This is a genomic window from Candidatus Frankia nodulisporulans (assembly GCF_902806475.1).
Lineage (GTDB): Bacteria > Actinomycetota > Actinomycetes > Frankiales > Frankiaceae > Frankia > Frankia umida.
The window spans coordinates 1-3636 of sequence record NZ_CADCWS010000343.1 but is presented as its reverse complement, the minus strand read 5'-3'; the positions used below and the strand labels follow the sequence as shown (position 1 = coordinate 3636).

The window sequence follows — 3636 nt, the reverse complement described above, 5'->3', positions numbered from 1 at the left end:
TCCAGGATTACCGATCTTCGTAACAATGTGATTACCTCTTTGAGGCTTTGACCAGCGCGGATGTAGGGATCACTGGCGGGAGTGGCCGCGCTGGCTCGATCGGCTGCCCGCGTGTTCAGCTCCCGGGGACGGCGCCGGTTGTGATGAGGGACTCGGCGGTTTCCATGATGGTGGTCCGCACGTCGACGCCGTTCGGGTCGGCAGCTCCGACGCCGTCGCCGCGCTGCGCGACGTGCCCGTCGCCCATGTCGGCTTCGCAGCCGACCGCTACGCGCACATGCGCGTGATGCTGCGCCCCGAACTCGCCGAGCCAGCCGCGCACCCGAAGGTGGCGGCCGCTGGGCGTCGCGCGCCCGACCACGGGCTCGGGCTCCGCAGTGGACCATCGCAGCCTGCGGCCTGGTGGCGAGAATGTAGGAGATCCGCCGCATACAGGCGGGCTGCTGCGGGGATCAAGGCTGGCCGGCGTGTCAGCAAGGTCATGGCAGCAGTGCGATCGGCTTCGTGAGGCGGACGACGGAGAAGTGCCGACGGTCGAAGGTCGCGATGGCATCCGCGTCGAGCCGTTCGGCGATCGCGAGCACGGAGGCGTCGACGGCGCCGAGTGGGAAGTCGCTGTACTTCTCGACCAGCTCGACCATCCGGTCGAGGTCCTGGCGAGCAAGCGGGATCAGGCTGATCTGTCCCGTGCTGATGGAGCGCAGGAACGCGGCTTCGGCGCGGGTGCCTTTCTCTCGTTCGAGCATGAAACAGACTTCGGTCAGCACGGGATAGGGAACGAGCAGTGGCTGGGGTGTGCGCCGCATGAGAGCGACGCTGCGGGCGTGGTGCTCGTCGTCACTGTCGGCGGCGGCGATCAGCGGCCCGGTGTCCCAGACGATCACTCGGGATCGCGCCCGAGTTCCGCGCGCAGGATCTCAGCCGAACGGGCGGCGAGATCACCCTTGCCGCTGGCCAACGCACCCACGAAATCTGGCAATGGCCACTTATCGCCACCGCTCTCGGCAGGCGCACTCTCGCGTACGAGAGCCAGGATCGGCGCCACCTGCGACTCGGGCAGACGGTCGATCAGACTGTGCAGCTCGTCCCGCAGGGTACTCACCTGTCCAGGATACGACCGACGCACGGCCCGCCACCGAGATCCACCGAGACGCAGCCGAACGACCCGCGACCTTCGCACGCAAGCACGTTCGAGGTGGCGCAGGAACGTCAACGCGACCACCACGCCGACGATCATCGTCACGAGACGAGTCGAAGTATCCGGCCCCTGCTGGACGACTATGGTGCGACGATGCGTACCGCGTCCGTCTGGCCGAGGTGCCGAGCAACGGCGACTTTGGCGGACACCGGTGGTCGCGGCAGGCAGCCGCTGGGCCAGTAGACGACCGACCGGCCGGCGGGTGACGACGTTCGGTGTGGCGAGCTGTCAGTAGGGATGTAGGCCTGCGGGCGATGTGCGCGGATGGTGGGGGAGGGTCCTGAGATCAGGTCTGACTGAATCGTCAGGGGTGGTCCGCACGGTCGCCTGGGTCGTGGAGGCGATGTCGACGGTGAGATGATCGGCCTCGAAATATCTGCTCGCGGCCGGATCCGGACTGGGCAGGAAGCCTTTCACCGCGTCGTTGAGCCAGTCGGTGGACAGGCCGTGGCGTTCGGCGAGCGTGGCGGTAGCGGCTCGGATGACGTGGGTCGGCGGGAACACCGCATCGAGATAGCGGGTGGAGCGGTGGGCGTGGTAGGCGAGGGCGAGGGCGGCGCCGCTGACGAGGAACAGGTCGGCTTTGGCGCCGCGCCGGCCCAGTTCGTCGTTGAGTTCTTGGAGCAGGCCGGCGATCGACTCGCGGTCGAGACCCGGGGTGGTCATGTCACGCCCGTGGGAGGGCGCCGCGGGTGATGAAGATGCCGCGTTTGCGAAACGACAGGGGGACTCGACCAGTGCCCGGGGATGCAGCCCCTTCAGTGCGGTGACGAACCACCAGGGCATCGCTTCGAGGGCGGGGTCGCGCACCCACTGAGGTGCGGGCCAGCCGTCGCGGCGGGCGAGGTGCTCCCCGAGAGCGGCGAAAGCGGCGTCCACGCGCCGGTCGCCGGACGTTCGTGGCCGGTCGGCCCACATGGCCTGTGCCGCGGCACGGCCCTGGTGGTGCAGGACGCTGGTGTAGTCGTGGAGGAGCTGACGACGGCGTGTCGCCAGACGTCCTGGAGACGAGCGTCAGCCGAGACCATGCCAGCAGCGACGGCGGCGGCGTCGTCCACGGTCCGGAAGGCTCGCAACGGGTCCACGACCCCACAGCACGCGGCGGATCATGCCTCCACTGGTTCGGATTCGCCGGTCGCACGAGCTCGTGGCCGCCGTCGCGGCCACACCGACGACGCGAGGGCGTGAGAGGTCTGCGGACCCGCGGGCGACCGGGGCAGTCGAGCAGATGCGCCTTGCGTGTCGGACTGCTTCTCATGCTTCGGCTCACTGCTGGGCCGTGGTCCGCCCGCGGTACGCGGGACGCTGCCGGGCGTCGCGCGGGAACGCGCGTGAGGCGGTGCCGCCGTCGTGCGGTCGTGGCCTGTCACGGGGGCGATAATGGTCGGGTGACCGTTGACCTGGGTGACAGCCGGATTGCTGAGGTGTGCCGGCGCTACGGTGTCGCCGAGCTGTCCGTCTTCGGCTCCGTGGCGCGCGGCGACGACACCGCCTCCTCGGACATCGATCTGCTGTACGTGCTGGCACCCGACTCAACGCTTGGCTTCGACCTCGTCGATCTCCGAGACGAGCTTGCGAAGATCGTCGGACGTCGCGTCGACCTGGTGCCCAAGTCCCGGCTGAAGGGGTCCGGGTGCGCAACGCCAACGGGCTGCAGGGATCAGCTCCCGCGTCTCATCGGAAAGGTCACTGGAACAGGGCTTCCACCAGGACCAGAAAGAGCATCAGCTCACAGCACGCGCCAAAGCCTCAACAGCTCACATAGCGCTCTCTCGGACCCTCTCGGCCGTGCTCACGCGGCCCGCCGCGGACGGTTCGCCCGCCGGCAAGGTGGACACCGGGATGAAGGCGACACCGAGTGTGGTTCTCACCTTCACCCATAACGGGTTCCCTTGGACGATCGCGACGATCGGTCCTACCGCGGGCCCGGATCCGAGCCCGGCGGCCAAGGGTGTTCTGGCCGGTCGCACGGCGGGAAGAATGTCCCACCATGCGATGTCAGGGTGCGACGACGACGCCGTGCGGTTACTGTGCGCGGAGTTGGACAGTAGCGGCGTCGGACACCGCGCGCGGCGGCAGGGGCCGCCGTTTCCGGTCGGGGGGAGATCGATGAAGCGGTTCGACGGGCTGCGCGGGATCGAGCGGCTCGACCCGGCATCGGACTTTCACGAGATCTACCGGATCAGCTCGACCTGCGAGTTCCCGTGGGACTACTTCAACGCGATGTCCTTCGCGCTTTTCCGCACCTTCGCCGTCCCGTCGGTCGGCCGGCTGCTGGCCAGCACCGGAGAGTTCACGGCACGGTCCCAGAAACGCTTCGAGGACACCGTCCTCATTCTCGACGCGGTGCTCGAGCACGGGTTCGCCGGTGTCGAGGGGCGGGCCGCGATTCGCCGGATGAACCAGATGCACCGTGCCTATCCGATCACCAACGCGGA

5 protein-coding genes and 1 pseudogene are annotated in these 3636 nt (G+C 68.3%); 2 read left to right on the top strand and 4 right to left on the bottom strand.

What is annotated here, in order from left to right; all coding sequences use genetic code 11:
- Positions 1-115 precede the first annotated feature (115 nt).
- The 4 genes from G6R24_RS19375 to G6R24_RS22925 all read right to left on the bottom strand — a co-directional run bounded on the left by G6R24_RS19375 (position 116) and on the right by G6R24_RS22925 (position 2077).
- A complete protein-coding gene (locus tag G6R24_RS19375) occupies positions 116-361 on the bottom strand; it encodes a hypothetical protein (protein WP_163550600.1) in 246 nt (81 codons plus the stop codon).
- A gap of 118 nt (positions 362-479) precedes the next feature.
- Entirely contained in the window at positions 480-884 is a 405-nt protein-coding gene (locus G6R24_RS19370) for a type II toxin-antitoxin system VapC family toxin (protein WP_163550599.1), read from the bottom strand.
- Positions 881-1102, bottom strand: coding sequence for a hypothetical protein (locus tag G6R24_RS19365; RefSeq protein WP_163550598.1), 222 nt, complete (start codon positions 1100-1102; stop codon positions 881-883). The genes G6R24_RS19370 and G6R24_RS19365 overlap by 4 nt, the downstream gene beginning before the upstream one ends.
- Before the next feature lie 324 nt (positions 1103-1426).
- The gene (locus G6R24_RS22925; RefSeq protein WP_225438758.1) at positions 1427-2077 is read right to left on the bottom strand and encodes a hypothetical protein; all 651 of its coding nucleotides are present in this window, start codon (positions 2075-2077) and stop codon (positions 1427-1429) included.
- A gap of 377 nt (positions 2078-2454) precedes the next feature.
- Between G6R24_RS22925 and G6R24_RS22920 the strand changes: the two genes are divergently transcribed.
- Both G6R24_RS22920 and G6R24_RS19345 read left to right on the top strand, forming a co-directional pair.
- Entirely contained in the window at positions 2455-3081 is a 627-nt protein-coding gene (locus G6R24_RS22920) for a nucleotidyltransferase family protein (protein WP_225438759.1), read from the top strand.
- 226 nt (positions 3082-3307) lie between these two features.
- Positions 3308-3636, top strand: a pseudogene (locus G6R24_RS19345) (oxygenase MpaB family protein); the annotation flags it as partial.